Consider the following 24159-nt stretch of genomic DNA (forward strand, 5'->3'; position numbering starts at 1 on the left):
CACCCGCAATAATGGTCGGAGACCCTTCCGCCGAGCCTGCATGTCCGCCCGACAATCCCGCCTCAGCCGCCTGTGGGCCCACGAGAAGGCCAGTTACGGCCTGCGGGTGTTCATCGCCCTGACCGCGGCGCTGGCGGTGTGCTGGCAGCTGGATGCGCTGACCGCCTTGCCCGGCGTGTTCCTCGGCATCATCGCCAGTGCCATCGCCGAAACCGATGACAACTGGTGGGGCCGGACCAAGGCGGTGGCGCTGTCGCTGCTGTGCTTCTGCATTGCCGCAGCATCGGTCATCTGGCTGTTCCCGTGGCCGTGGATCTTCATCGGCGCGCTGGCGCTGTCCACCTTCGGCCTGACCCTGCTCGGCGCGCTCGGCGAGCGCTATGCGTCCATTGCCCAGGCCACGGTGACGCTGGCGATCTACACCATGATCGGCCTGGAACAGCACGGTGCCAGCGACCTGCACAGTGCGCTGGAAGCGGTCAGCCACCTGCTGGCCGGTGCGGTCTGGTACGGCCTGCTGTCGATCCTGTGGACCGCGCTGTTCGCCAACCGGCCGGTCCGCGAGCGGGTGGCGCGACTGTACGTTGAGCTGGGCCGCTACCTGCAGCTGAAGGCCGCGCTGTTCGAGCCGGTGCGCGAAGCCGACCTGCAACGTCGCCAGCTCGACCTGGCCGAACAGAACCGCCGCGTGGTCGGCGCGCTGAACGAGGCCAAGACCGCGATCCTGGCCCGCTTCGGCCGCTCCGGCCGACCCGGCGTGAACTCCGGCCTTTACCTGCGCCTGTACTACATGGCGCAGGATTTCCACGAGCGCGCCAGTTCCTCGCATTACCCGTACGGCGCGCTGGTGGACGCGTTCTTCCACAGCGACGTGCTGTACCGCTGCCAGCGCCTGCTTGACCTGCAGGGACAGGCCTGTGCCCGCCTGGGCGAGGCAATCCGGCTGCGCCGTCCGTTCGTGTACGGCGAAGGCAACCAGCAGGCCGGGCGCGACCTGGCCGATGCGCTGGCCTACCTGCGCGACCAGCAGCGGCCGCAATGGCAGCGCCTGCTGGGCTCGCTGGACCTGCTGGTGCACAACCTGCGCAGCATCGAACGGCGCCTGCTGGATGCCGAGCGCTCCGAAGCCAGCCTGGACAACGTCGATACCCGCCTGCGCGACAGCAACCCACACACCCTGCGCGAGATGGGCGTGCGCATCCGCCAGCAGCTTACGCCCGGCTCGGTGCTGTTCCGGCATGGGCTGCGCATGGCGCTGGCGCTGATTGCCGGCTTTGCAGCGATCCGCCTGTTCAATGCGCAGAACGGTTCGTGGGTACTGCTGACCATCGTGTTCGTGTGCCGGCCCAACTTCGGCGCCACCCGCCAACGCCTGGCCCAGCGCATCGTCGGCACCCTGGCCGGACTGGTGCTGACCTGGGCGCTGCTGCAGCTGTTCCCGCAGCTGCACGTGCAGCTGCTGATCGCCTTGCTCTCTGCACTTCTGTTCTTCTTCACCCGCACCGACCGCTACCTGGTGGCGTCGGCGGCGATCACGGTGATGGCGCTGACCTGCTTCAACCTGATCGGCGACGGCTTCGTGCTGATCGTGCCGCGCATGGTCGATACGGTGCTGGGTTGCGCGATCGCAGCGGCGGCCGCGTTCCTGGTCCTGCCCGACTGGCAGGGCCGGCAGCTGCATCTCGTCCTGGCACGCGTGCTGGACACCGCGGCTCGCTACCTGGATTCGGTGCTGGGCCAGTACCGCAGCGGCATGCGCGACGACCTGGCCTACCGCATCGCGCGGCGCGACATGCACAACGCCGATGCCGCGCTGTCCACCGCACTGTCGAACATGCTGCGTGAGCCCGGCCATGTGCGCCGCAATCTGGATGCCGGCTTCCACTTCCTGGCGCTGTCCAACACCCTGCTGGGACACCTGTCGGCGCTGGGCGCGCATCGCGACCAGGTGGACAGCTATGCGGGCGACCCGCTTGCATTGGCGGCCGGCGAGCGCGTGCGCAAGGCACTGCAGCAACTGGCCTCGGCGCTGACCGCACGGCAACCGGTCGCCGACGATGACAACGACGCCGACCGCGCGGTGGCCGCCGAGCTGGAGCAGATCGACGAGGCGATGCCGCCGAAACTGCAGCTGATCCGCACGCAGATGGCGCTGGTACTGCGAATGCTGCCGAAGGTGCGGGCAGCGGCCAATGAAGCGGTGACCAGCCTGACCTGACTCCTCATCGCTGATCGGAGAGCCCACCCACGCGTGGCATGGGTCAATTGCGCCGTGTGCAACGGCGCGTTGCGCCTGGCGCTGCGGTTCGATCACGCGGCCGCGCGGATACTGGGCAATCCCCCCGCTCCGGACTATCGCCATGAAAATCGAGCTCAGTGGCCGCACCGCGCTGGTCACCGCCTCCACCGCCGGCATCGGCCGGGCCATCGCCCAAGGACTGGCCAGCGCTGGTGCGCGTGTCATTCTCAATGGCCGCAGCACCGACAGCGTCGAGCGCGCCCGCCGGCACCTGCTCGCCACCGTGCCGGGAGCCGACGTGCTCGGCGTCGCCGCCGATCTCTCTGATGCAGCCGGTGTCGAAACACTGCTGGCCGGCCTGCCCAAGGTCGACATCCTGGTCAACAACGCCGGCATCTTCGGCCCACAGGACTTCTTCGAGACCGATGACGCGACCTGGGAGCGCTACTGGCAGACCAACGTGATGTCCGGCGTGCGCCTGTCGCGTGCGCTGCTACCGGCAATGGTCGATGCCGGCTGGGGCCGCGTGCTGTTCATTTCCTCCGAATCAGCGCGCAACATTCCCGCCGACATGATCCATTACGGGGTCAGCAAGACCGCGCAGCTGTCGTTGTCGCGCGGCCTGGCCAAGCGCGTGGCCGGCAGTGGCGTCACCGTCAACGCGGTGCTGCCCGGCCCGACCCTCTCCGATGGTTTTGCGGCGATGTTCGAGGATGAACGCCAGCGCAGCGGCAAGCCGCTGGAGCAGATCGGCCGTGAGTTCGTGATGGCGCACCGGCCGTCCTCGGTGATCCAGCGCACCGCCACGGTCGAGGAAGTGGCCAACATGGTGGTGTACCTGGCCTCGCCGCAGGCCTCGGCAACCTCGGGTGCGGCGCTGCGCGTGGATGGCGGCGTGGTCGACGATATCGTCTGAGAGTGCTGGCAGGTGTGCGGACCAACGGTCCGCACCCACAGGTCCGCATCCACAGCGGAGGGGAAGGAATGCTAGGCTGCGCCGGTCAAGGAGGTTCCATGTCCGGTCACAACCAGTTCGCCCTGCTGCGCCAGCGCCGTTTCCTGCCGTTCTTCGTGGTCCAGGCGCTCGGTGCGTTCAACGACAACGTGTACCGGCAGGCGATCATCAGCATGTTGCTGTTCATGGCTGTGCCGGAGGAAGAACTGGGGTTGTACGCCACCCTGGCACCGGCCATCTTCATCCTGCCATATTTCCTGTTCTCGGCGCTGGCCGGGCAGATCGCCGACAAACTGGAAAAATCGCGACTGATCGTGATCACCACCACCATGGAGATCGTGATCATGTCGCTGGCGGCCACCGGCTTCCTCACCCAGAGCCTGCCGGTGCTGCTGGTCGCGCTGTTCTGCACCGGCATGCAGTCCACCCTGTTCGGCCCGGTGAAGTACTCAGTGCTGCCGTCGGTGCTCAGGCCAGAAGAGCTGACCGGCGGCAACGGCCTGGTCGAGATGGGCACCTCGATGTCGATCCTCTCCGGCATGATCGTCGGCGGCCTGGTGTTCACCGTGGCTGGCAGCCACGGCACGGTGGTGGCCGCGTGCGCGATCATCGCCCTGGCGATCTGCGGCAACATCGCCGCCCGCCTGATTCCCAAGGTCGATGCCGGCGACCCGAATCTGAAGATCAACTGGAACCCGTTGCCGGAATCGCTGGCGGTGCTGCGCATGGCGCGCCAGCAGAAAGCCGTACGCAACTCGATCCTGGGCGTGTCCTGGTTCTGGTTCGTCGGCACCGTGCTGACCTCGCAGTTGCCGGCCTATGCGGTGACCAACCTGGGCGGCCAGCCGACCCTGTACATCTTCGCGCTGGCCCTGTTCTCGGTGGGCACCGGCGTCGGCTCGCTGCTGTGCGAGAAGCTGTCAGCACGTACGGTGGAAATCGGCCTGGTACCGCTGGGCGCGTTCGGCATGACCGCGTTCCTGCTCGACCTGTACTTCGCCCGCAGCGGCGAAGCGACAGTGCACGGGCTGACCATCGGGCCGTTCCTGCAGCAGCCCGGCAGCATCCGCATCGTCATCGACCTGATCGGCATCGGCCTGTTCACCGGCATCTTCGTGGTGCCGCTGTTCGCACTGATCCAGAGCCGCACGCCGAAGGCGCAGATGTCGCGCGTGTTCGCCGCACTGAACATCCAGAACTCGGGCTTCATCGTCGCTGCGGCGCTGCTGTCGCTGGCCGCCCACAAGCTGCTGCACTGGACCATTCCGCAGCAGTTCCTGGCGCTGGCCATCGCCAACGCGCTGGTGGCGATCTACATCTTCACCATCGTCCCCGAATTCCTGATGCGCTTCCTCAGCTGGCTGATGGTGCGCACCCTGTACCGGCTGCGCCCGCACGGCATCGAGGCCAACGTGCCGGACGAAGGCGCCGCACTGCTGGTCTGCAACCACGTCAGCTACATGGACGCGCTGATCCTGTCGGCGACCATCCCGCGCCCGGTGCGCTTCGTCATGTACTACAGGATCTTCAACATCCCGGTGATGCGCTGGATCTTCCGGACCGCCAAGGCGATCCCGATTGCCGGGGCGCGCGAAGACCCGGCGCTGATGCAGCGTGCGTTCGATGAGATCGACGCGGCGCTGGCCGAAGGCGAACTGGTCTGCATCTTCCCCGAGGGCGCGCTGACCCGCGACGGGCAGATGGCGCCGTTCAAGTCCGGCGTCGAGAAGATCCTCGAGCGGCGGCCGGTGCCGGTGGTGCCGATGGCGCTGCGCGGCATGTGGTCGAGCATGTGGAGCCGCCGCGACAGCCGCCTTGGCCGCATGCGGGTGCCGCGTCGTTTCCGCGCCACGGTCGAGGTGGTGGCGGCACCGGCCGTGGATGGCCGCACCACCAGCGCCCCGGTGCTGGAGGCCCAGGTGCGGGCCCTGCGTGGTGATCACGCCTGATCGACCGCACGGACACGGGTAGACCGTCCCAGCGACAAGCCCCCATCCTCGCCCTCCGATGCATCGCAGAGCTCCGTCAGATGCGTCAGATCAAGGGCCATACCGGCCAGTATCTGACTGTAACCGCATACATGCAGCGCGGGTTGAGGTAGATTACGCACCCACAGGGGGGAGGTTCGGCCGTTTCATCATGGCCGGCCACCAAGGAATGGAGTCTTGCTTTGAATCAACCGCCACCGCTCAGCCGTCCGGTCTACATCCCCAACCATCTGGTCTGGGCGATCCTGACGACGCTGTTCTGCTGCCTGCCGTTGGGCGTGGTGTCGATCGTCTATGCCTCCCAGGTCGATGGCCGCCGCGCCGCCGGCGACCTGCCGGGGGCCTACAGTGCGTCGCGCAAGGCGGGCTGGTGGGCGGTGGCTTCGGCCGTGGCCCTGCCGGTCCTGTTGCTGTTGTGGTTCGGGCTGTTCGGCGGCTTGGCCGTACTGGGCGCTCTTTCCGACCAATGATTCACCACCACCACCCATCAAGGAGCTTGAACCCATGAACACCGCCACTCCGCAGGTCCCGAACAATCTGGTCTGGGCCATCCTGAGCACCCTGTTCTGCTGCCTGCCGGCCGGCATCGTGTCGATCGTCTACGCCGCGCAGGTCAACGGCAAGCTGGCCGCTGGCGACATCGCCGGTGCCCAGGACTCCGCCGCCAAGGCCAAGAAGTGGGCGATCTGGTCGGCCATCGCCGCCGTCGTGGTCGGCGTGCTGTACGGCATCCTGATCGTCGCTGTCGGCGGCATGGGTGCAATGAACAACAGCGGCTACTGATCCGCGTGGACGGATCCGGCGCCCGCGCCGGATCCGTTGCTGCAATGTCCGCACTTCCCGCCCGCTCCCGATTCGCCCGCTGGGCACCGCTGCTGGCCGCCACCGGCCTGGCCGCCGGTGCCGCGGTGGTGCTGCGCAACGTCAATCCGTATGTCGCCGGCAATCCTTTGCCGAGCTGCCCGCTGTACGCGCTGACAGGCCTGTACTGCCCGGGCTGTGGCAGCACCCGCTGCCTGTATTCACTGGTACATTTCGACCTGCCCGGCGCGATGGCGATGAACCCGCTGCTGGTCATCAGCCTGCCGTTCCTGCTGCTGATGCTGCTGAACGTCGCCGGCATCCGGCCGCGCGTGCTCGACCCGCTCATGCGGGTACTGGCCAATCCAACGTTCTGGCTCTGGGTGCTGCCCGGGTATGCGCTGCTGCGCAACCTGCCGTGGGCGCCGTTCACTGCACTGGCACCGATCTAGGTTTCCAGCCAACGGCCGCAGCCCCTCGTGGTGGGCGGCGTTTGAAGGCAGAAGCCTTGGGGTTGGCCGGGCGGGATGGGTTTGCGGGGGACGCCGTGAATCCGTCCGTGGAGGCTTGGCCGCGGCATCCATGCCGCGGACACCCCCGCAAACCCATCCCGCCCGACCACGGACAGTTTCCGTGTGCGTCCACCACGGAAAAGAAAGAGAAGATCAAAAGCGGAAGCGGATCGCTTCGCTGCGCTCGCTCGGAGCCGAGCATGGCTCGGCTCTACAGAACGTCAGTGCGCGGAAAACTGTCGAAGGCGGGGTGGGTCGGATGGCGGGGGTGTGAGCCGCATGGATGCGGCGACCAAGCCTCCATGGACGGATTCACGGCGTCCCCCGCCATCCGACCCACCCCGCCGACCCGCTGCAATCCTGCCGTTGCAGTTGCTGTCGACTCTGCAGGTGCAGGGCTGCAAGCCCTGCAAAGCAACTACGTCACCCAGCCTGCAATCACTAGCAGGGCGAGGACCGCCAGCCACAGCAGCAGCATCCGCCACACCAGGCTCATCGCATCACGCAGGTCCGGCAACCGCTGCCACACCGGCAGCAACCCTGCCTCGGTGTAATCGTGCGCATCCTCACGCAGCTCGGCGTTGACGCTGGCCCGCGCCACCGCGCCAAGGAACCCGATGTTGCCGGCCAGGCGTTCGCCATGGGCCTGGCGCCAGGCCTTCCACGCCGTATCGAAATTGCCCACCAGCGCCATCGAGAAGGCCATCAGCTGCGCCACCGGCCACTCGATCCAGCCCAGCAGGCGCTGCGCCAGCGCCAGCGGCTCCACCGGCACGCGTGCGCGCATCGGGCTCTCCGCCATCAGCGCCAGCAGCCGGTAACCGAGCGCGCCAGCCGGGCCCAGCAACAGGAACCAGAACAGCACCGCGAACCAGCGCCGCAGTGCGTTGAGCACCGTCGCCTCGACCAGTGACGGAATGTCCTCGCGCAGGCTGCCGCCGGCCGACTGCAGGTTGCGCACTGCAGCCTGCCGCGTCGCCGCATCATCGGCATCGATAATGGCCTCGATATCGCGGTCCAGGTCACGCGGGCCCCAGCACCAGGCCAGCACCGCCACGCCCAGCAGCAGCGACGGCAGGCCGAACAGCACCCCGCGCAACAGCCACGCCAGCAGCACCATCAGCAACAGCGGCGGCAGCAGTGCCAAGGCAACGCCGGCCGGTCCCTGCCAGGCCTTGCCACCACGCGCATCCAGCCAGCCCAGCCAACGCCGGAAACCGTCGAAACGGCGCAGCGAGGCAGCAGCGGCCGGAGCAACATGGCCCAGGGCCAGTGCCACCAGCACGGCGGCCAGAGTGGTGAACATGGCAGGTCTCCCTACGAAACAGAACGCTCGGCGCCGCTACCTTACCTGTCGCAGCGGCGCCCTCCGCGATGACCCGCACTGTAACCCGGGCCGTGTTCAGGTGGCGGCAATGCAATCGCCCCAGCCGGCCCGGCTCAGCCCTTCTGCTGCCGGTACCAATGCTCGATCAGGCCGCGCGAAATCGAGATCGGCGGCGACAGGCGGATACCCTGGCCATCGTCCTCCACGTCGCGCGCCAGTGCCGCGCCGACCTCGTCGGCACTGAACCAGCGCGCGTCTTCCAGCTCACCGTCCACGGTCGGCAGGTCATCCTGCGCCTGTGCGCGGAAGCCAACCATCAGCGCACCCGGGAATGGCCAGGGCTGCGAACCGAGGTACTGGCAGGCCGTCACCCGCACCTTGCTCTCTTCATGGACTTCGCGCACCACGGTCTGCTCGAAGGTCTCGCCGGGTTCGACGAAGCCGGCCAGCACCGAGTAGCGACGCGGGGCCCAGTTCGACTGCCGGCCCAGCAGCAGCCGGCCCTGGTTTTCCACGGCGACGATCACCGCCGGGTCGACACGCGGGTAGTGTTCGGTGGAACACTGCCCGCAGCGGCCGACGAAGCCACCACGGGCAAACGCCACGGCGCCGCCGCACACGCCGCAGAAGCGGGTGCGCGAGTGCCAGTACGACATGCCGCGGGCATAGCTGAAGGCGGTCGCATCGGCCATCGACCACAGCAGCGCGGCCTGGCGCAGATCAAGCCGGCGTGGTGCGCTGATGGTCACGTTGGTGGCTTCAACCGAGAACCACGCCTGCTCTCCGCGCAGGCCGAGGAAGATCGCGGCACCCGGGCCGCCGCCGATGTCGGCGCCGGTCAGCGCCAGTGGCTGATCGTCATCGCCGGTGAAGGCGCTGCCGTCCTGATCGAGCACGAGAATGCGCGCGCCCGGCCACAGGCGCGCCAGTGCATCGGCATCTTCGCGCAGGGCATCGGCGCGCTCCAGCGGTTCACCCACGAAGGCGAAACCGGAAAGCGGCGAAGGAGTATTGGGCATCCTGCAAGCGTGCCGCCAATCGATGCGGGTGGCAAGGTCGGCGCTGTGCGCAATCTGCCGTTGTGGATGCAGGAAGGATCATCCACGCATGGCGTGGATCTGCCCGCTCTGGCAGGTGCCAACCCTGGTTGGCACATTCCGGCCACAGGCCTTTTACATGCTGAAGCTGCTGCCGCAGCCGCAGGTGGTCTTTGCGTTCGGGTTGCGGATCACGAACTGGGCACCGGTCAGGCTCTCGGTGTAGTCCACCTCGGCGCCCATCAGGTACTGCAGGCTCAGCGGGTCGACCAGCAGGGTCACCCCGCTGGTCTGTACCGCCAGGTCATCCTCGGCACGGTTCTCGTCGAACTCGAACCCGTACTGGAAGCCCGAACAGCCGCCGCCCTCGATGTACACACGCAGGGCCAGGTCGGGGTTGCCCTCTTCCTGGATCAGGGATTTGACCTTGGCGGCCGCCGACTCGGTGAAGTTCAGCGGGCGCTCCAGCGATTGGTAATCGGGCGCGGCAACCGGGGTGGCGCCGGGCAGGGAGACTAGCGTGCTCATGGTGCCAGCATGGGGGTGCCGGGGATGGCTTTCAAGCCATCGCCTCGGCCAGCTTGCGGCGTGCGGCGGTGTCGCCCTTGCTGCCATTGGCCTCATCGCCTTCCGGCGCCGGCAGGGCCGCCATCGGGGCGCTGGCATGGATCAGGCGGCCGTTCAGCTGGGCGCCCGCATTCATCTCCACCACCTGGTAATGGACGTTGCCATTGACCCGTGCGCTGGGGGTCAGCTCGACCTTCTCGGTGGCGTGTACATCGCCGTCCAGACGGCCGCTGATGACCACCACCTGGGCCCGGATCTCACCCTCGATCACGCCATGCTCGGCGACCGTCAGGGTCGCGCCGCTGGCGCCTTCGGTGGCGATCACCTTGCCGTGGATGCGACCTTCCACATACAGGCCACCACTGAATTCCACATCACCGCGGATCACCACCTGGTTGCCGATCAGGGCATCCACCACCAGCTGGCCTTCACGGTTGGATTTGCTGCTTCCGAACATCTGCCTACTCCCCTTTGCTGGCCGGCGCGCCGGCCTGTTTCCAGTCGAATACTTGGGTGGTACCCCCCGTACCACTCCCCAATGTCACCCGCACGCGTTGCGGGGTGAAGTCAGCCGGCAGCATCACGCTGCCGGTGAGCTGCTGGAAGTACCGGAACGAGTAATCCTGTCCCGGCACCTTGCTGCGCTGGTGCAGATCATCCCAGCTGATCGTGGCCAGCTTGCCGTTCTTCACGCCTTCCACGGTGAAGCGCATCTGCCCCTGGCTGATGGCGCCGCGGTTGAGGTTCTGGGTCAGCACGGCGGTGTACTGCCAGGTGCCGGCCGCTTCCGGGCTGAACTCGATCGAGTGGGTGTTCAGGCCCTTGCGCTGGCTGGTCGAACCCACCAGGCGCTCATAGAAGGCAACGTCGGCGCGCAGGCCGGCGATTTCCTCATCGCGCTCGGCCAGCGAGGACTGCACCTCGGTATTGGCGGCGCGGCTGATGCGGTCGGAGGCTTCCAGCGTGGCCTGCTTCTGGCGCAGCTCGGTCAGCTGCGCCTGCAGCGTCTCGGCGCGCTTCTCGGCAGCCTGCAGGCGCTGGCCCTGGGCATCGCGTGGCGTGGCCATCCAGCAGCCACCCAGCACCGCCAGCACCAGGCTGAGCAGCCAGATGCCGCCGATCACCAGCAGGCGGCGACGGTCGGCCGGCGGTTGCGGCGCGCCGGGCAGGCGTACCTGCACGCGCATGGGAGGACGGTTGGTCATGGGTGGTTTCCGGGGTATCGCGAGGGCGACACCGGTACGGCCCCTGTGGCAAACGACGGGCTAGTGTATGACAGGACGGGTGGGTTTCCTGCGCCGTGGCCGGCCACGGTCTGTGGCGTTCAGACATGCCATCGTCGATAGTGTGGTCCCCTGCACAGTTCCGTCGCCGGAGCATCGCCATGACCGAAGCCCACCTGTTCGTGATCGGCATCCTGCTGGCCTGGCTGGCCGGCATCCGCGTCTACCTCACCGTGTTCGGCGTCGGCCTTGCCGGCCTGCTCGGCTGGGTCGACCTGCCGCCCGCCCTGCAGGCCACCGAATCCTGGTGGGTGCTGGGCACGTCGGCGGCGCTGGCCATCGCCGAGTTCTTCGCCGACAAGATTCCCGGCGTGGACTCGGTCTGGGACCTGGTGCAGACGCTCGCACGCGTGCCGGCCGGCGCGTTCCTCGCAGCGGCTACCCTGTCGCCGGACGGTCAGCTCGGCGCCGGCGCACTCGCCGCCGGTGCCGGCGTCGCCCTCGCCAGCCACGGCCTGAAGGCCGGTACCCGCGCGCTGCTCAATACCTCGCCGGAACCGGCCAGCAACTGGGTCGCCTCCGCCGCCGAGGACACCGTGGTAGTCGGTGGCCTGGCGCTGGCCCTGGCACACCCGTGGATCGCGCTGGTGGTGGTGCTGGCCTGCAGCCTGGCCGGCGCGCTGCTGGTGTGGCTGGTCTGGCGCGCGCTGTGGAAGGGCGTGCGCTGGCTGGCGCGCGGTGCATCGGCAGCACCGCCGGGGCACAGCAGTACCGGTTGAGCACCGGGCTTGTCGCATAATGGACGCGAACACCAGGAGCACCGATGGCCGCAAACGAATCCCCCGCGGGCGCCCGCCCGGGACGCGCTGAAACCCCTCCGGCCGATCATTGGCAGCGCTGGGCGCCCGAGGCGGCAGGCCCCGCTGTGGCCGCACCGACGGCTGCGACCCCGCCGCCCATCGCGACCGATACCCCGGCGCCGGTCAACAGCGCACCGCCGCCGCTGCCCGGCCCGATCGCACTGGCCGAAGCCGGCAACAACGATCTGGCCCCGCCGCCCTCGGACTCGCCCTACCGCGTGCTGATCGTTGAAGACGATCGCGCCCAGGCGCTGTTCGCGCAGAGCGTGCTGCACGGCGCCGGCATGCAGGCGATCGTGCACAGCGATGCCGATGCCGCGCTGCAGGCGATCAAGGAGCACCGCCCCGACCTGATCCTGATGGATCTGCACCTGCCCGGGCTGGACGGCATGCGCCTGACCGCGCTGATCCGCCAGCAGCCCGGCCTGCAGCTGCTGCCGATCGTGTTCCTCAGCGGCGATCCGGATCCAGAGCGCCAGTTCGAAGTGCTCGACAGCGGCGCCGACGACTACCTGAGCAAGCCGATCCGGCCGCGCCACCTGATCGCAGCGGTGGCCAACCGCATCCGCCGCGCACGTGCCCAGGCCGCGACCCTGCCGGGCGCCACCGGCGCACCGGCCACCAGCAATCCGGAAACCGGCCTGCCGACGCGCCACCATGTGCTGCAGCAGCTCAACACCGCACTCGCCCACCGCGACCGGGGCGGCGTGTTCTTCATCGAAGTGGCCAGTGCGCTGGGCCTGCGCGAACGCTATGGCTATGCCGCGTTTGAACGGCTGATGGTGCAGGCCGGGCAGCGCCTGGCCGAAGCCGGCCATCCGCACCTGCTGGCGCGGCTGAACGACAACAGCTTCCTGCTGCTGGCCCGCAACGCCGACGAGGACGCCCTCGAAGGCATCGCCGCGAGCCTGCGCGAGCAGCTGTCGGCCCGCGCCTTCGTGATCCGCGACGACGAATCCGTGCATCTGCGCGGCGTGGTCGGTTATGCGCCGCTGTCGCCGGGCTTCGAGGATGCCAGCAGTGCGCTGGAAGCGGTTGAGCGCACCACCCTGCAGGCGCGCCTGCTCAGCGCCGGCGTGGCGGGCCATGTGCATCGCCAGGCGGTCACCGAACAGGAACACCTGGCGCTGCTGGAGGGCCAGCTGGAACTGGCCTACCAGCCGATCGTCGCCGTGGCAGGCGGCAACACCGCGCAATACCAGTTGCTGCTGCGCCTGCGCCAGGCCGATGGCACGGTGCTGGCGGCCGGCCAGGTGATCCCCGCCGCGGAAGCCGCCGGGCGCATCGCCGACCTCGACCAGCAGGTGATGGACCACGCACTGGGCCTGCTGGATCTGTACCGGCACGCAACGCAGCCGCTGAGCCTGTTCGTCTCGCAGTCGCTGCGCACCCTGCAGCGCGATGCCTTCGCCGACTGGCTGCTGGAATCACTGCAGCAGCGTGACCTGCCTGGCAGTGCGCTGGTGATCGACGTGCGCCTGCCCGACGCACTGATCCACACCGTGCCGCTGCAGCAGTTCTGCCAGCGCATGGCCAGCGCGGGGGTGCGCTTCTGCCTGAGCCAGTTCGAACCCAGCGGCGAGGCCGATGCACTGCTGACCCAGCTGCCGCTGTCGTTCGTGCGCATGGCTGCGCGCTTCTCCAGCAGCCACTCCAATCCGGCCACGCGCGAGGAACTGCGCAAGAAGATCGAACAGGCCCATGCCGCCGGACTGCAGATCATCGGCCAGCAGATCGAGGATCCGCAGGCTGCAGCGGCGATGTGGGTAGGCGGCGTCGACTACATCCAGGGCAACATGGTGCAGTCGGCCGGCAGCGACCTGAACTTCGACTTCCACAACGCGGTGCTCTGACGTGCCGCTGTGGGGCGTGCTGCTGGTTGCCCTTGCTGCGGCCGCCATCGCGCTGCTGCTGTTGGGCCTGCGCCTGCGCGCGCGCAACCATGCGCTGGCCCAACTGCAGCGCACGCACAGTGCGCTGGCCGCCGAACGCGACCAGCTTCGCCATACCACCGAACGCCAGGGCCAGCTGGAGCAACAGCTGCTGCAGGCCAAGCAGGCCGCCGAGGCGGCCGTGCTGGCCAAGGGCGAGTTCCTGGCCACGATGAGCCACGAGATCCGCACCCCGCTCAACGGCATCCTGCCGATGCTGGAGCTGATCGCACGCGGGCCGCTGGGCGAAGACCAGCGGCAGATGCTGGCCACCGCCTCGGCCAGTTCGCAACAGCTGCTGCGCATCGTCGACGACATCCTCGACTACTCCCGGCTGGAAGCGCAGGCGCTGGAACTGGAGATCACCAGCTTCAACCTGCGCGACCTGCTCGATGGCGTGGTACAGCTGATGCAGCGGGCCGCCGACGCCAAGGGCCTGGCCCTGGGCCTGCAACTGGATCCATCGGTGCGCCTGCCGGTGCGCGGCGACCCGGTGCGCCTGCGCCAGGTGCTGAGCAACCTGCTGGCCAACGCCATCAAGTTCACCGCCCGCGGCCAGGTGCAGCTGCGCGTGCTGCGCCTGGGTGAAAGTGCCGCGCAGCACCAGCTGCGCTTCGAGATCATCGATACCGGCATCGGCATCGACGACGCGCTGCAGGCGCGCCTGTTCCAGTCCTTCAGCCAGGCCGACGCATCCACCACCCGCATCTATGGCGGCACCGGCCTGGGCCTGGCCATCTGCAAGCGCATCATCGACCTGATGCACGGGCACATCGGCGTGCACTCCACGCCGGGCCGGGGCGCAACCTTCTGGTTCGAGATCCCGCTGCTGAAGGTCGCTGGCGACCTGCCGGCGATGGCGCGCGCACCGGCACCGCTGCTGCTGTTCAGTGCCGATGCAACGCTGCAGGCACGTATCGAGCGCATCGCCGCCCACCATGGGCTGCAGGTGCAGGTGCTGGCACAGCTGGATGCCGTGGTCGAGCGCCTGCGCGCTCCCGCGCGGCCCGGACAACCGGCACCGGCATGGCTGCTGGTCGATGCCCGCGCACGCCGCAACGGTGAGGCCACGCTGCAGCTGGCGCTGAGTGAACGTGGTGACGACGATGCGCTGCAGGTGCTGTGGCTGCAGGAGGGCGCACTTCCACAACGCCAGCGCCAGCGCCAGCTGCCCCCGCACTTCGACGATGCGGCCCTGCATGCACTGCTGGCTGCACCGGTCGCCCCCGCCCGCCCCGCTGCGCTGCTGGCCAGCGCGGACAACGAGCAACCGGCTGCCACGCTGCCGCCGTTGCATCTGCGTGTGCTGCTGGTGGAGGACAATACGGTCAACCGGATGGTCGCCGAACAACTGCTGCGCGTGTTCCAGTGCGAAGTGCGCAACGCCGCCGATGGCGAGCAGGCGCTGGCCGCCCTCCGCGAAGGCGGCGTGGACATCGTGTTGATGGATTGCCAGATGCCGGTGCTGGACGGCTACGCCGCCACGCGCCGCTGGCGCGCCGAAGAAGTGGAGACCGGGCGCGCGCGCCTGCCGATCATCGCCATGACCGCCAACGCCATGGCCGGTGACCGCGAGCGCTGCCTGCAGGCGGGCATGGACGATTACCTGTCCAAGCCGATCGCGCGCGCCACGCTGCATGCGCTGCTGCTGCGTTGGGGTGGCGGCAAAGCTGCATCACCTGGACAATTTTCTGTGGAGCCGTCTGTAGAGCCGAGCCATGCTCGGCTGACGGCCAGTGGCACTCCCACTCCATCAGCCGAGCATGGCTCGGCTCTACAGGAGACGACAAGCCAAGCCGCGCCGAAACCGGTGATCGACCGCGACGTGCTGGATGAACTGCACACCGTGATCGGCGACGCTGCCACCCAGATCGTCATGGTCTTTCTTGAAGATGCGCCGGTGATGGTGCAGCAGTTGCAGCTGGCCGCGCAGAACGGCGATGAGCTGCGCTTGCAGGCCACAGCGCACAGCCTGAAGTCATCGAGTGCAAACGTCGGCGCATTGTCGCTGTCGGCGATCGCGCAGCGGATCGAGCACGAAGCCCGTAGTGGCAGCCTGCAGCGCCCCGCGGTGGCGGTGGCGCTGCTGGTTGCGGAATTCGCCCGGGCGCGTGTTGCACTGACGGGCTACCTGGCACAGCACCGCGCCGGCCAGGGCGGCTGACTCACTCTTCCAGCTTGCTCAGCAGGTACTTCGGCTCGCCGATACGCTCGATCAGGTCCAGCTGGGTTTCCAGCCAGTCGATGTGCTCCTCTTCCGAATCGAGGATCTTCACGAACAGCTGGCGGCTGACGTAGTCGCCAACCGAATCGGAATAGGCCACGGCCTCGCGCAGGGTGACCACGCCATCGCGTTCCAGCGACAGGTCGCACTGCAGGATCTCGGTCGGGTTCTCGCCGATGCGCAGCTTGCCCAGCGCCTGGAAATTCGGCAGGCCTTCAAGGAACAGGATGCGGTCGGCGAGCATGTCGGCATGCTTCATCTCGTCGATCGATTCCTTGTACTCGTGTTCGGCCAGTTCCTTGATGCCCCAGTTCTTCAGCATCTTGGCGTGCAGGAAGTACTGGTTGATCGCGGTCAGCTCGTTGTAGAGGACCTTGTTGAGGAATTCGATGACCTTGGTGTCGCCCTTCATGGGGGTGCTCCTGCACGCTGAAAACGCAGGCACTTTAACGCCTCGCGTGCGCTCGTGAAGGAACGCGAATCGTGTGCATTGGCCTGCGCGGCCGAAGGTGAAGGATGCGAAAGCGCGGCGTCAACGCGCCGCGAAAAGGCGATCAGGCGACCTGCGCCAGGCCCAATACCGGCAGCGGCAGATCGTGGGTCGCACGTGCCTTGGCCAGCAGGTCGCCGGCCATGTCCAGGCAGGAACCGCAGGTGGCACCACAACCGGTACGCATGGTCAGTTCGGCCACCGTGCTGACGCCATGGCTGGCGGCTTCGCGGATCTGGTGGTCGGTGACTCCGTTGCAGATGCAGACGTACACAGGCGTGAACCGGGCTGACAGGCCACAAGCGGCCTGGTGGCTATTCCAATGGAAACGAGAATGGTTGTCAATCAGAGACCTGAACCATTCTCGATACCGTTCAGCCGGTCAGCTGGCCGGGCCGTCGCCCGTGACCTTCTTCGGCCAGTACCCTCGGGTCCGCGGGCGCTTGCGCGGGCGGTCGTGCCCGGCGGTGTGGCCCGGCATCCAGGCCTCGGCGGCGCTCTTGGGCATGGCGGTGACGCCCTGCCCGGCCACGCCGCGCGCCAGTGGCGCCAGGTGTCGCAGGGCACGCGCATAGACGCCGCGTTTGAACATCACCACGTGCTCTACCGGGTACCAGAAGTCGACCCAGCGCCAGTGGTCGAACTCGGGCGAGTCGGTGTGGTCCAGCGTCACGTGGGATTCGTCGCCGGTCAGGCGCAGCAGGAACCAGACCTGTTTCTGGCCGATGCAGACCTGCCGCTCGTTGCGGCGGATGGCCCGCGCCGGCAGCTTGTAGCGCAGCCAGCCGGGCGTGGCCCCGAGCACTTCCACATGCTCAGGCAGCAGGCCGGTCTCTTCCTGCAGTTCACGATACATGGCCTCGACAGGCGTCTCGTCGGTGTTCATGCCACCCTGCGGGAACTGCCAGCCATCCCGGCGCACGCGTCGTGCCCAGAACACCTGGCCGTCCTGCCGCATCAGCACGATGCCGACGTTCGGTCGATAGCCGTCCGGATCGATCACGATGCGGACTCCTAAGAAAATCTACTGGTCGGGACTATCCCATGCCCTCTGTCGGCCCACAAGCACGACACAAAAGTGTTGACAGGGTCGATACACATCCGCAGAATAGCGGGCTCACCAAGGCTATGTAGCTCAGCCGGTTAGAGCACAGCACTCATAATGCTGGGGTCGGTGGTTCGAGTCCACCCATAGCCACCACACTGAAAATCAAGTTGTTTTTCAGTGTGAAAAGTGAGAAAATAGTTGCACGTTTTGCCCCGTCGCCAAGCGGTAAGGCACCTGACTCTGACTCAGGCATTCGGTGGTTCGAATCCATCCGGGGCAGCCAAATTAAAAGCAAAAGGCCAGATCGAAAGATCTGGCCTTTTGCTTTTAATTTGGTCGCGCATCCCACCTTATCCCCGCGCCTGTCGGCGCGCCCCCTTGAACATCAAGGGGGCTCTTCTCCAGAGAGAGGCCCGGGGTCGGATCCTTTTCCAAAGGAAAAGGCTCTGACCCCACCCCTTCCGAGATGCGAAACCCCGGGTAGTGCCGGCCGCTGGCCGGCAACCACGAAATGCCTGACTCCAAAACAACAAAAGCCCGGCCAAAGCCGGGCTTTTGCTTTTCCAACCAGCGGGCTCCCGCAGGAGCCCAACCAGGCGCGGTAAATCAGCGCTTGGAGAACTGGGTGGCGCGGCGGGCCTTGTGCAGACCGACCTTCTTACGCTCGACTTCACGGGCGTCACGGGTCATGAAGCCGGCCTTGCGCAGCTCGGACTTCAGGGTTTCGTCGTACTCGACCAGCGCACGGGCGATGCCCAGGCGGATCGCACCGGCCTGGCCGGTGGTGCCGCCGCCAGCGGCGGTGACCAGGATGTCGAAGCTTTCGGTGTTCTTGGTCAGCTCGAGCGGCTGGCGCACGATCATGCGCGCGGTCTCACGACCGAAGAACTCGTCCAGCGGACGACCATTGACGGTGATGTTGCCCGAACCCTTGCGCAGGAACACGCGAGCGGTGGAGGACTTGCGGCGGCCAGTGCCGTAGTTTTGAGTGATAGCCATGATTAGATATCCAGAACCTGCGGCTGCTGTGCGGCGTGCGGATGCTCAGTGCCGGCGTAGACCTTGAGCTTGCGGTACATCTGGCGACCCAGCGGGCCCTTCGGCAGCATGCCCTTCACGGCGATCTCGATCACGCGCTCCGGGTGGCGCTCCAGCGCCTGGGCCAGGGATTCGGTCTTCAGGTTGCCGATGTAGCCGGTGAAACGGTGATACATCTTGTCCTGCAGCTTCTTGCCGGTGACGGCAATCTTTTCTGCATTGATGACGACCAGGTAGTCGCCGGTATCAACGTGGGGGGTGTAGACCGGCTTGTGCTTGCCGCGCAGACGGCGGGCCAGCTCGGTGGCGAGACGGCCCAGGGTCTTGCCCTCGGCGTCGACGAGGTACCAGTCGCGCTGGACGGTCTCGTTCTTGGCAGTGAAAGTGCTCATGAAGAACTCTAGGTTAGGTCGGGCTCATTGCGGCGAAGGACTCGCCGGAACTCTGCCACGCGTTGTGAAAGGTGAAGCGCAAGAGGCGGGATTGTACGCAGGTCACGCCCTCGGTGCAAGCTGGCCCCTGCCCCGGGTTGGCAGGGGAGCGGGGGCGGGCGAGAATCGGCGGGTCTCCCGCCCCACCGCGTGCCGCCATGACCGTGCTCCGCCAGACCACCCCGCTGGACCACCTGCTGACCGAGGCGCAGCGCGCCCTGGACACGGTGTTCGGCAACCCTCCGGCGGCCCGCCCCTACCCGGCCGCAGGCACCGGCGAGCCGGGCATGGACCGCGCCGAGCGCCGCCACGCCGCGGGGCTGATGCGGATCAACCATGTCGGCGAGGTCTGCGCACAGGGCCTGTACTTCGGCCAGGCGGCCGTGGCCCGCGACCCGGCCACCCGTGAACACCTGCTGGAAGCGGCCCAGGAAGAGACCGATCACCTGGCCTGGTGCGCGACCCGGCTGGATGAACTGGACAGCCGCCCGAGCCTGTTCAATCCGCTGTGGTACGCCGGCAGCTACACCATCGGCACCCTGGCGGGTCTGCGCGGCGACGGCTGGAACCTGGGCTTCGTGGTTGAAACCGAGCGCCAGGTGGAAGCCCATCTGGACGAGCACCTGGTCGACCTGCCGGCCGGCGATCTGCGCAGCCGCGCGGTCATCCAGGTGATGAAGGAGGACGAGGCCCGCCATGCGGAGCACGCCGAACAGGCCGGCGCACGCCGCCTGCCGTTCCCGATCCCGGGCGCGATGGCGCTGGCTTCCAGGGTGATGAAGACCATCGCCTACCGCATTTGAAGGGTCGCCCGCACCAACGGTGCGGGCCTACCAGGAGGTGCGGGGGCGACGGTGGGGCCCGACCGTTGGTCGGGCCATCAATCAGTTGGGCGAGACCAGCTTCAGGCCGATCACACCGGCTACGATCAGGCCCACGCAGGCCAGGCGGGCCGGCGACGCACTGTCGTTGAACAGATAGATGCCCAGCACCGCCACGCCCATGGCGCCGATGCCGGTCCAGATCGCGTAGGCGGTGCCGACCGGGATGCTCTTCATCGCCTGGCTCATCAGGTACAGGCTGATCAGGGCGGACACCACCGTGGCAACGGTGGGCAGGGGTTTGCTGAAGCCTTCGGAGTACTTCATTCCGAGGGCGAAACCGATCTCGAACAGGCCGGCCAGCAGCAGATAGATCCAGGGCATGGGTGGGGGCTCCTTACCTTTTTGGGAAAAACGAAACGGCCCGGTGTTTTCACACCGGGCCGTGGGTCGGTACATCACCGTGGAACCGTAACGCGTGCGAGGCACTGGTTCCACGGGGCGGGTCGTCCCGCCTGGGCGGCGATGCCTGCGGGCATCGCACATGGGGCTTACTCGGACAGGTTCCGGCCGTGGAACAGCTCTTCGATCTCGCGCTTGAGCAGCGCTTCGATCTTCATGCGTTCCTTGAACGACAGGTTCTTGGCCTTTTCCTCGAACAGGTACTGGTCCAGGTCGAAGTCCTTCAGGTGCATCTTCGTGTGGAAGATGTTTTCCTGGTAGACGTTGACGTCGAACATCTCGTAACGCGACTTGATGTTCTTGGCCAGGAAGTTCTGGATCGAGTTGATCTTGTGATCGATGTAATGCTTCTTGCCCTTCACATCGCGGGTGAAGCCACGGACACGGTAGTCCATGATCACGATGTCCGATTCCAGGCTCTCGATCAGGTAGTTCAGGGCCTTCAGCGGCGAAATGACGCCACAGGTCGCCACGTCGATGTCCGCGCGGAACGTCGCAATGCCTTCCTGCGGATGGGTTTCCGGGTAGGTATGGACAGTGATGTGGCTCTTGTCCATGTGCGCGACCACGGCGTCGGGAATCAGTTCCTTGCCGGCCTGCTTCTTGTCGATCACCGGCTCTTCGGAGATCAGGATGGTCACCGAGGCACCCTGCGGGTCGTAGTCCTGGCGGGCCACGTTCAGGATGTTGGCGCCGATGATCTCGGCGACATCGGTCAAGATTTGAGTCAGCCTGTCGGCGTTGTACTCTTCATCGATGTATTCAATGTAACGCTGACGCTCCTCTTCGGTGCGCGCGTAACACACGTCATAGATGTTGAAGCTCAGCGCCTTGGTGAGGTTGTTGAAACCCTGCAGCCTCAGGCGAGGCAACGGCTTGACCACGGCGGTCGATTCCTGTGTAAGAAGGGAAAGGGGGAATTATGGGGCAAACTGCCCCCGGGGGGAACGTGAAGACGCAAGAGTTCTGGCACACTGTTTGCCCTTAACAATTGCGCTGGTTAAGCTCCGCTATCGACCCCGTGAATCCGTTCATGCGCAGAGGGAGCGCCCCTATCGTGTCAACCGTGCGCCTAGCTAGCAGTCCACTGGCCCTGGATATCGCCACAATCGATCGTTTCCTGGCGCACAGCCACAGGCGGCGATATCCCACCCGTACCGACGTCTTCCGACCCGGTGACCCGGCGGGAACCCTGTATTACGTCATCAGCGGCTCGGTTTCGATCATGGCCGAGGAAGATGACGATCGCGAGCTTGTGCTGGGCTACTTCGGTGCCGGCGAGTTCGTCGGCGAGATGGGCCTGTTCGTCGAATCGGACCGCCGCGAGGTGATCCTGCGGACCCGTACCGCCTGCGAGCTGGCTGAAATCAGCTACGAGCGCCTGCATCAGCTGTTCCTCGGCCCGCTGTCGGCCGACGCCCCGCGCCTGCTGTACGCGCTGGGCCAGCAGATCTCCAAGCGCCTGCTCGACACCAGCCGCAAGGCCAGCCGCCTGGCATTCCTGGACGTTACCGACCGGATCGTGCGCACCCTGCACGACCTGGCGCAGGAACCGGAGGCGATGAGCCATCCGCAGGGCAGCCAGCTGCGCGTCTCCCGCCAGGAGCTGGCACGCCTGGTCGGCTGCTCGCGGGAAATGGCCGGCCGCGTGCTGAAGAAGCTGCAGACCGACGGCCTGCTGCATGCCCGTGGCAAGACCGTGGTGCTGTACGGCACCCGTTGACCGTTGAGCACCCGGTGGGTGCGGACCTTGGTCCGCACTCCTTCGCGCGCTAGGCTCGGGGCATGGAACTGAGCAGCGAATTCTGGTGGTTCATCCTCATCGGCCTGGGCGCACAGCTGGTCGACGGCGCGCTGGGCATGGCGTTCGGCCTGGTGTCTTCGTCGGTGATGCTGAGCATGGGCCTGCCCCCGGCGCAGGTCAGCGCCAGCATCCACACCGCTGAAGTGTTCACCACTGGCGCCTCGGGTGTGTCGCACCTCGCAGCCGGAAATGTCGATAAGCGCCTGTTCCTGCGCCTGGCCCTGCCTGGCGCGGTGGGCGGTGCCGTGGGCGCGTACGTGCTCACGCAGATCCCGGGCGAGATCATCCGGCCACTGATCTACCTGTACCTGCTGGTGCTGGCGATCATCATCCTGGCCCGCGCGGCCGGACGCTGGATGCCCAAGGGCGAGATCCGCCGGGTACCGGTGCTGGGCTTCTTCGCGGGCCTGCTCGACGCCAGCGGTGGCGGCGGCTGGGGGCCGATCGCCACGTCCACCCTGCTCGCCCGGGGTGGCCAGGCGCGCACCACGATCGGCACGGTCAATGCGGCGGAGTTCGTGGTCACGCTGACGGTGTCGGCGACCTTCCTGCTGTCGATGGGGGTGCAGCACCTGCAGATCGTCGCCGGCCTGCTGATCGGCGGCATGATGGCCGCGCCGGTAGCCGCCATCCTGGTCAAGCGGGTGAAGGAGCGCTGGGTGCTGGTGGCCGTCGGCGTGCTGGTGCTGGGGATCAGCCTGTTCCAGATTGGCCACGCGGTGTACGGGCACCTGTACCGCTGAGCGTTTGCCGGCCAGCGGCCGGCACTACCGGGACAGAGAAGCGCCGGCACAACCGCGACGGAGAAGGGTAGTGCCGGCCGCTGGCCGGCAGATCCATCACCGTGCGGCGGGATCAGGCCTTGTCGCCGCCCCGGTCCACGCAACCCCAGTTGAGGATGCGGGTGCCCGCCGGCAGCACGCGGCGGAAGAACGCCACCCGGCCCGGCTTCGGGTTCACCACTACCGGCGCCTTGGCCGCCAGCAGCAGCGGCAGGTCGGCGGTGCTGTCGGAATAGGCGATATCGATGTCGCCGTAGCCGCGCTCGCGCAGCATGCGCATCTTCTCTTCATTGTGGCAGTGGCGGGTCGGGCCGACGCCGCCCAGCCGTGGGCCGACCTCGGTGCCGATCACCGGTACGTCCTGGTGGGCCACGAAAGCCAGGATCGCGCGCGCCAGCTCCGGCGGCGCACCTGTGGCAACCACCACGCGGTCGCCCTTGGCGCGGTGCGCGGCGAACACCTCCAGCGCCTGCGGCAGCAGCTTGGCGCGCATCTGCGCCTGGTTGCGCAGCACATAGGCGTCGATCACCTTGTTGAAGTCACGCGCACGGTGCAGGCCGAAGCTGCCGATCCACACATAGACCGAGATGCCCGCGCGACGGGTCGGCAGCATCGCCACCATCGGCCCGGCGATCGGCGTGACCAGCAGCGCCGCCAGCATGCGCAGCGGGTTGCGCTTGATCAGCGAGGCGAACAGGTGGGTGCCCGAATCGCCGTCGTACAGGGTGTGGTCGAAGTCGAAGACCACCAGCGGCGCATCCTCGCGCGGCGTTGGATAGTGCGTTGTCATGCCGCGAAGAATAGCTGACGCAGGCCCTCGCCCGGCTCTTCCACGCGCATGAAGGCTTCGCCGACGAGGAAGGCATGGATGCCGGCGTCACGCATCAGCGCCACGTCCTGCGGGCCAAGGATGCCGCTCTCGGTGACCAGCAGGCGGTCACGCGGCACCGCGTTCTGCATGTCCAGCGTGGTCTGCAGCGACACTTCGAACGTGCGCAGGTTGCGGTTGTTGATGCCGATCATCGGCGCCGGCACCTGCAGCGCACGCTCCAGCTCGTCGATGTCGTGCACTTCCACCAGCACGTCCATGCCCAGCGACAGCGCCAGTTCGGACAGCGTGGCCAGCTGGGTGTCGTCCAGCGCGGCGACGATCAGCAGGATGCAGTCGGCGCCCAGCACGCGTGCCTCGTACACCTGGTAGGCGTCGATGACGAAGTCCTTGCGCAGCACCGGCAGCGTGCACGCCTCGCGCGCCTGCTGCAGGTAGGCGTCGGCGCCCTGGAAGAAGTCCACGTCGGTCAGCACCGACAGGCAGCTGGCGCCGCCGAACTCGTAGCTGACGGCGATGTCGGCCGGGCGGAAGTCCGGGCGGATGACGCCCTTGGACGGGCTGGCCTTCTTCACCTCGGCGATCACCGCTGGATCGCCGTTGGCCACCGCCGCCTGCAAGGCGCGCACAAAGCCACGTACCGGCGGGGCGCCGGCCACGGCGGCCTGCAGCGCCTCGAGCGGGCGCTGGGCGCGGCGCTGGGCCACTTCTTCGGCCTTGCGGGCCAGGATCGTCTGCAGGATGTCGCTCATCGTCTTCGGTTCGGTGCGGGGGCGGTGAGGACGGCCAT

At 67.2% G+C, this 24159-nt stretch carries 26 protein-coding genes and 2 tRNA genes; 14 read left to right on the forward strand and 14 right to left on the reverse strand.

All coding sequences use genetic code 11. From position 1 onward, the window contains the following. Positions 1 to 40: 40 nt before the first annotated feature. From yccS to AC5P7A_RS09695, 6 genes are all read left to right on the forward strand, one after another. A complete protein-coding gene (gene yccS, locus AC5P7A_RS09670; RefSeq protein WP_164077917.1) occupies positions 41 to 2218 on the forward strand; it encodes a YccS family putative transporter in 2178 nt (725 codons plus the stop codon). Between the two features lie 142 nt (positions 2219 to 2360). After that, a complete protein-coding gene (locus tag AC5P7A_RS09675) occupies positions 2361 to 3155 on the forward strand; it encodes an SDR family NAD(P)-dependent oxidoreductase (RefSeq protein WP_014648651.1) in 795 nt (264 codons plus the stop codon). A 98-nt stretch (positions 3156 to 3253) separates the two neighbouring features. Then, positions 3254 to 5143 (forward strand): MFS transporter, encoded by a 1890-nt coding sequence (locus AC5P7A_RS09680; RefSeq protein WP_014648652.1) that lies wholly within the window; start codon positions 3254 to 3256, stop codon positions 5141 to 5143. Positions 5144 to 5364: 221 nt separating this feature from the next. Next, positions 5365 to 5652 carry a CD225/dispanin family protein gene (locus AC5P7A_RS09685; protein WP_005419784.1) on the forward strand — a complete coding sequence of 96 codons (288 nt, stop codon included), beginning with the start codon at positions 5365 to 5367 and terminating at the stop codon, positions 5650 to 5652. Positions 5653 to 5686: 34 nt separating this feature from the next. After that, the gene (locus tag AC5P7A_RS09690) at positions 5687 to 5965 is read left to right on the forward strand and encodes a CD225/dispanin family protein (protein ID WP_014648653.1); all 279 of its coding nucleotides are present in this window, start codon (positions 5687 to 5689) and stop codon (positions 5963 to 5965) included. 44 nt (positions 5966 to 6009) lie between these two features. After that, positions 6010 to 6435: a DUF2752 domain-containing protein gene (locus tag AC5P7A_RS09695; RefSeq protein WP_014038725.1), complete on the forward strand. Its 426-nt coding sequence runs from the start codon at positions 6010 to 6012 to the stop codon at positions 6433 to 6435. 478 nt (positions 6436 to 6913) lie between these two features. On the opposite strand, the gene ampE is transcribed toward AC5P7A_RS09695, so the two are convergent. The 5 genes from ampE to AC5P7A_RS09720 all read right to left on the reverse strand — a co-directional run bounded on the left by ampE (position 6914) and on the right by AC5P7A_RS09720 (position 10631). Beyond that, on the reverse strand, positions 6914 to 7801 hold the full coding sequence (gene ampE, locus AC5P7A_RS09700; RefSeq protein WP_014648654.1) for a regulatory signaling modulator protein AmpE: 888 nt from the start codon (positions 7799 to 7801) through the stop codon (positions 6914 to 6916). Positions 7802 to 7935: 134 nt separating this feature from the next. Continuing rightward, positions 7936 to 8841: an NAD(+) diphosphatase gene (nudC, locus tag AC5P7A_RS09705; protein ID WP_014648655.1), complete on the reverse strand. Its 906-nt coding sequence runs from the start codon at positions 8839 to 8841 to the stop codon at positions 7936 to 7938. Positions 8842 to 8994: 153 nt separating this feature from the next. Next, a complete protein-coding gene (gene erpA / locus AC5P7A_RS09710) occupies positions 8995 to 9387 on the reverse strand; it encodes an iron-sulfur cluster insertion protein ErpA (RefSeq protein WP_005419789.1) in 393 nt (130 codons plus the stop codon). A 31-nt stretch (positions 9388 to 9418) separates the two neighbouring features. Then, positions 9419 to 9883: a bactofilin family protein gene (locus AC5P7A_RS09715; protein ID WP_049440055.1), complete on the reverse strand. Its 465-nt coding sequence runs from the start codon at positions 9881 to 9883 to the stop codon at positions 9419 to 9421. Positions 9884 to 9887: 4 nt separating this feature from the next. Next, a complete protein-coding gene (locus AC5P7A_RS09720) occupies positions 9888 to 10631 on the reverse strand; it encodes a DUF6776 family protein (RefSeq protein WP_005411304.1) in 744 nt (247 codons plus the stop codon). Positions 10632 to 10810: 179 nt separating this feature from the next. Here AC5P7A_RS09720 and AC5P7A_RS09725 point away from each other — a divergent pair, with 179 nt between their 5' ends. Genes AC5P7A_RS09725 through AC5P7A_RS09735 form a run of 3 tightly spaced genes read left to right on the forward strand, consistent with a single transcriptional unit; the run spans position 10811 to position 15604 of the window. Beyond that, the gene (locus AC5P7A_RS09725; protein WP_014648657.1) at positions 10811 to 11428 is read left to right on the forward strand and encodes a DUF4126 domain-containing protein; all 618 of its coding nucleotides are present in this window, start codon (positions 10811 to 10813) and stop codon (positions 11426 to 11428) included. A 44-nt stretch (positions 11429 to 11472) separates the two neighbouring features. Beyond that, positions 11473 to 13362 carry an EAL domain-containing protein gene (locus tag AC5P7A_RS09730; RefSeq protein WP_495220090.1) on the forward strand — a complete coding sequence of 630 codons (1890 nt, stop codon included), beginning with the start codon at positions 11473 to 11475 and terminating at the stop codon, positions 13360 to 13362. Position 13363: 1 nt separating this feature from the next. Beyond that, a complete protein-coding gene (locus tag AC5P7A_RS09735; protein ID WP_495220091.1) occupies positions 13364 to 15604 on the forward strand; it encodes an ATP-binding protein in 2241 nt (746 codons plus the stop codon). 1 nt (position 15605) lies between these two features. On the opposite strand, the gene bfr is transcribed toward AC5P7A_RS09735, so the two are convergent. The 3 genes from bfr to AC5P7A_RS09750 all read right to left on the reverse strand — a co-directional run bounded on the left by bfr (position 15606) and on the right by AC5P7A_RS09750 (position 17157). Continuing rightward, positions 15606 to 16076, reverse strand: a complete 471-nt coding sequence (bfr, locus tag AC5P7A_RS09740; protein WP_005419804.1) for a bacterioferritin — start codon at positions 16074 to 16076, stop codon at positions 15606 to 15608. 142 nt (positions 16077 to 16218) lie between these two features. Beyond that, the gene (locus AC5P7A_RS09745; RefSeq protein WP_005411309.1) at positions 16219 to 16428 is read right to left on the reverse strand and encodes a (2Fe-2S)-binding protein; all 210 of its coding nucleotides are present in this window, start codon (positions 16426 to 16428) and stop codon (positions 16219 to 16221) included. Between the two features lie 108 nt (positions 16429 to 16536). Then, positions 16537 to 17157, reverse strand: a complete 621-nt coding sequence (locus AC5P7A_RS09750) for an RNA pyrophosphohydrolase (RefSeq protein WP_014648660.1) — start codon at positions 17155 to 17157, stop codon at positions 16537 to 16539. A 121-nt stretch (positions 17158 to 17278) separates the two neighbouring features. On the opposite strand from AC5P7A_RS09750, the gene AC5P7A_RS09755 reads away from it, so the two are divergent. Then, positions 17279 to 17355: transfer RNA gene (locus tag AC5P7A_RS09755), tRNA-Met, on the forward strand. Positions 17356 to 17410: 55 nt separating this feature from the next. Next, positions 17411 to 17485, forward strand: a tRNA-Gln gene (locus tag AC5P7A_RS09760). Between the two features lie 323 nt (positions 17486 to 17808). Here AC5P7A_RS09760 and rpsI read toward each other — a convergent pair. After that, complete coding sequence (gene rpsI / locus AC5P7A_RS09765; protein WP_005411311.1) at positions 17809 to 18201, reverse strand: 30S ribosomal protein S9; 393 nt, start codon at positions 18199 to 18201, stop codon at positions 17809 to 17811. Positions 18202 to 18203: 2 nt separating this feature from the next. Then, positions 18204 to 18632, reverse strand: a complete 429-nt coding sequence (gene rplM / locus AC5P7A_RS09770; RefSeq protein WP_005414692.1) for a 50S ribosomal protein L13 — start codon at positions 18630 to 18632, stop codon at positions 18204 to 18206. 197 nt (positions 18633 to 18829) lie between these two features. On the opposite strand from rplM, the gene coq7 reads away from it, so the two are divergent. Beyond that, entirely contained in the window at positions 18830 to 19474 is a 645-nt protein-coding gene (gene coq7 / locus AC5P7A_RS09775; protein WP_014648661.1) for a 2-polyprenyl-3-methyl-6-methoxy-1,4-benzoquinone monooxygenase, read from the forward strand. An 81-nt stretch (positions 19475 to 19555) separates the two neighbouring features. On the opposite strand, the gene AC5P7A_RS09780 is transcribed toward coq7, so the two are convergent. Both AC5P7A_RS09780 and speD read right to left on the reverse strand, forming a co-directional pair. Then, entirely contained in the window at positions 19556 to 19876 is a 321-nt protein-coding gene (locus AC5P7A_RS09780) for a DMT family transporter (RefSeq protein ID WP_005419816.1), read from the reverse strand. Positions 19877 to 20043: 167 nt separating this feature from the next. Next, positions 20044 to 20838, reverse strand: a complete 795-nt coding sequence (speD, locus tag AC5P7A_RS09785) for an adenosylmethionine decarboxylase (protein WP_014648662.1) — start codon at positions 20836 to 20838, stop codon at positions 20044 to 20046. 149 nt (positions 20839 to 20987) lie between these two features. Here speD and crp point away from each other — a divergent pair, with 149 nt between their 5' ends. Then, a complete protein-coding gene (crp, locus tag AC5P7A_RS09790) occupies positions 20988 to 21677 on the forward strand; it encodes a cAMP-activated global transcriptional regulator CRP (RefSeq protein ID WP_010482649.1) in 690 nt (229 codons plus the stop codon). A 62-nt stretch (positions 21678 to 21739) separates the two neighbouring features. After that, complete coding sequence (locus AC5P7A_RS09795; protein WP_010482650.1) at positions 21740 to 22501, forward strand: sulfite exporter TauE/SafE family protein; 762 nt, start codon at positions 21740 to 21742, stop codon at positions 22499 to 22501. Positions 22502 to 22613: 112 nt separating this feature from the next. Here the strand turns inward: AC5P7A_RS09795 and AC5P7A_RS09800 are convergent, their stop codons facing one another. Together AC5P7A_RS09800 and trpC are read right to left on the reverse strand one after the other, a co-directional pair. Next, complete coding sequence (locus AC5P7A_RS09800; RefSeq protein WP_005419826.1) at positions 22614 to 23330, reverse strand: haloacid dehalogenase-like hydrolase; 717 nt, start codon at positions 23328 to 23330, stop codon at positions 22614 to 22616. After that, positions 23327 to 24121, reverse strand: a complete 795-nt coding sequence (trpC, locus tag AC5P7A_RS09805) for an indole-3-glycerol phosphate synthase TrpC (protein WP_032960709.1) — start codon at positions 24119 to 24121, stop codon at positions 23327 to 23329. The genes AC5P7A_RS09800 and trpC overlap by 4 nt, the downstream gene beginning before the upstream one ends. Positions 24122 to 24159: the final 38 nt, after the last annotated feature.

This window comes from Stenotrophomonas sp. YJH_SMC_65 (genome assembly GCF_059369475.1).

Excerpts from the sequence above, each read along its gene's own strand:
- yccS (WP_164077917.1), top strand. The coding sequence starts at position 41 with ATGTCCGCCCGACAATCCCGCCTCAGCCGCCTGTGGGCCCACGAGAAG.
- AC5P7A_RS09675 (WP_014648651.1), top strand. The coding sequence starts at position 2,361 with ATGAAAATCGAGCTCAGTGGCCGCACCGCGCTGGTCACCGCCTCCACC.
- AC5P7A_RS09680 (WP_014648652.1), top strand. The coding sequence starts at position 3,254 with ATGTCCGGTCACAACCAGTTCGCCCTGCTGCGCCAGCGCCGTTTCCTG.
- AC5P7A_RS09690 (WP_014648653.1), top strand. The coding sequence starts at position 5,687 with ATGAACACCGCCACTCCGCAGGTCCCGAACAATCTGGTCTGGGCCATC.
- AC5P7A_RS09695 (WP_014038725.1), top strand. The coding sequence starts at position 6,010 with ATGTCCGCACTTCCCGCCCGCTCCCGATTCGCCCGCTGGGCACCGCTG.
- ampE (WP_014648654.1), bottom strand. The coding sequence starts at position 7,801 with ATGTTCACCACTCTGGCCGCCGTGCTGGTGGCACTGGCCCTGGGCCAT.
- nudC (WP_014648655.1), bottom strand. The coding sequence starts at position 8,841 with ATGCCCAATACTCCTTCGCCGCTTTCCGGTTTCGCCTTCGTGGGTGAA.
- erpA (WP_005419789.1), bottom strand. The coding sequence starts at position 9,387 with ATGAGCACGCTAGTCTCCCTGCCCGGCGCCACCCCGGTTGCCGCGCCC.
- AC5P7A_RS09715 (WP_049440055.1), bottom strand. The coding sequence starts at position 9,883 with ATGTTCGGAAGCAGCAAATCCAACCGTGAAGGCCAGCTGGTGGTGGAT.
- AC5P7A_RS09720 (WP_005411304.1), bottom strand. The coding sequence starts at position 10,631 with ATGACCAACCGTCCTCCCATGCGCGTGCAGGTACGCCTGCCCGGCGCG.
- AC5P7A_RS09725 (WP_014648657.1), top strand. The coding sequence starts at position 10,811 with ATGACCGAAGCCCACCTGTTCGTGATCGGCATCCTGCTGGCCTGGCTG.
- AC5P7A_RS09730 (WP_495220090.1), top strand. The coding sequence starts at position 11,473 with ATGGCCGCAAACGAATCCCCCGCGGGCGCCCGCCCGGGACGCGCTGAA.
- bfr (WP_005419804.1), bottom strand. The coding sequence starts at position 16,076 with ATGAAGGGCGACACCAAGGTCATCGAATTCCTCAACAAGGTCCTCTAC.
- rpsI (WP_005411311.1), bottom strand. The coding sequence starts at position 18,201 with ATGGCTATCACTCAAAACTACGGCACTGGCCGCCGCAAGTCCTCCACC.
- rplM (WP_005414692.1), bottom strand. The coding sequence starts at position 18,632 with ATGAGCACTTTCACTGCCAAGAACGAGACCGTCCAGCGCGACTGGTAC.
- coq7 (WP_014648661.1), top strand. The coding sequence starts at position 18,830 with ATGACCGTGCTCCGCCAGACCACCCCGCTGGACCACCTGCTGACCGAG.
- AC5P7A_RS09780 (WP_005419816.1), bottom strand. The coding sequence starts at position 19,876 with ATGCCCTGGATCTATCTGCTGCTGGCCGGCCTGTTCGAGATCGGTTTC.
- crp (WP_010482649.1), top strand. The coding sequence starts at position 20,988 with ATGCGCAGAGGGAGCGCCCCTATCGTGTCAACCGTGCGCCTAGCTAGC.
- AC5P7A_RS09795 (WP_010482650.1), top strand. The coding sequence starts at position 21,740 with ATGGAACTGAGCAGCGAATTCTGGTGGTTCATCCTCATCGGCCTGGGC.
- AC5P7A_RS09800 (WP_005419826.1), bottom strand. The coding sequence starts at position 23,330 with ATGACAACGCACTATCCAACGCCGCGCGAGGATGCGCCGCTGGTGGTC.
- trpC (WP_032960709.1), bottom strand. The coding sequence starts at position 24,121 with ATGAGCGACATCCTGCAGACGATCCTGGCCCGCAAGGCCGAAGAAGTG.